Source organism: Shigella sp. FC1567 (assembly GCF_001743015.1).
Lineage (GTDB): Bacteria > Pseudomonadota > Gammaproteobacteria > Enterobacterales > Enterobacteriaceae > Escherichia > Escherichia coli.
In genome coordinates this window covers 1-1,200 of record NZ_MIIV01000291.1, presented here as the reverse complement: position 1 = coordinate 1,200, position 1,200 = coordinate 1, and the positions used below count along the sequence as shown (strand labels likewise).

At 50.0% G+C, this 1,200-nt stretch carries 1 protein-coding gene and 4 pseudogenes; all 5 read left to right on the top strand.

Annotated elements, in window-relative coordinates:
- Nucleotides 1-311 (top strand): annotated as a pseudogene (locus BHE85_RS16005) (IS1-like element IS1X2 family transposase); the annotation flags it as partial.
- 3 nt (nt 312-314) lie between these two features.
- Nucleotides 315-428 (top strand): annotated as a pseudogene (locus BHE85_RS26810) (phage tail protein); the annotation flags it as partial.
- A gap of 2 nt (nt 429-430) precedes the next feature.
- Nucleotides 431-520, top strand: a pseudogene (locus tag BHE85_RS26970) (tail fiber assembly protein); the annotation flags it as partial.
- A gap of 129 nt (nt 521-649) precedes the next feature.
- Nucleotides 650-838: pseudogene (locus tag BHE85_RS15995) on the top strand (transposase); the annotation flags it as partial.
- A gap of 55 nt (nt 839-893) precedes the next feature.
- Nucleotides 894-1,200: transposase (locus BHE85_RS15990; protein WP_032219445.1), on the top strand; the 307-nt coding region annotated here is incomplete at its 3' end.

The window sequence follows — 1,200 nt, the reverse complement described above, 5'->3', positions numbered from 1 at the left end:
GGATACGGAGGACGGTTGTGGCGCACGTCTTCGGTGAACGCACTCTGGCCACACTGGAGCGTCTTCTGAGCCTGCTGTCGGCCTTTGAGGTCGTGGTATGGATGACGGATGGCTGGCCGCTGTATGAATCACGCCTGAAGGGAAAGCTGCACGTTATCAGCAAGCGTTACACTCAGCGCATTGAGCGACATAATCTGAATCTGAGACAACATCTGGCAAGGCTGGGACGGAAGTCACTGTCGTTCTCAAAATCGGTGGAGCTGCATGACAAGGTCATCGGGCATTATCTGAACATAAAACACTATCAGTAAGTTGGAGTCATTACCTCGGATACCGGCCGTAACTCAGCGGATAACGTCAACGGTGTGTATTACCGACCGCTGCAAAAACTGATTAATGGCACCTGGTATAACGTAGCGAGTATTTAACAATGTTGCATTTAAAAAATATTACTGCGGGTAATCCGAAAACTGCGGAACAATACCAGATGACAAAAAAATATGATATTACCTGGCTTTTTTGATATCCCTGACAATCCGTGTCCGGCAGGTGCGCGAAATCTCCACGAAACGGTGTTTGAAGTGGCACACTGAATTTGGCCACCTGAACAGAGGTGATATGCTCACCTCAGAACAACACAGGTGCTCCAATGAAAAAAAGAAATTTTAGCGCAGAGTTTAAACGCGAATCCGCTCAACTGGTTGTTGACCAGAAATACACGGTGGCAGATGCCGCCAAAGCTATGGATGTTGGCCTTTCCACAATGACAAGATGGGTCAAACAACTGCGTGATGAGCGTCAGGGCAAAACACCAAAAGCCTCTCCGATAACACCAGAACTGAACCGCCCCGGGAATCCTGGAGACTAAACTTCCTGAGAAAGAGGTAAACAGGATGACTAAAAATACTCGTTTTTCCCCCGAAGTCCGTCAGAGGGCGATTCGTATGGTTCTGGAAAGTCAGGGCGAATATGACTCACAGTGGGCGGCAATTTGTTCCATTGCCCCAAAGATTGGCTGTACACCGGAGACTCTGCGTGTCTGGGTACGCCAGCATGAGCGGGATACCGGAGGCGGTGATGGCGGGCTCACCACCGCTGAACGTCAGCGTCTGAAAGAGCTGGAACGTGAAAATCGTGAACTGCGCCGCAGTAACGATATCCTTCGCCAGGCTTCCGCTTATTTTGCGAAGGCGGAGTTCG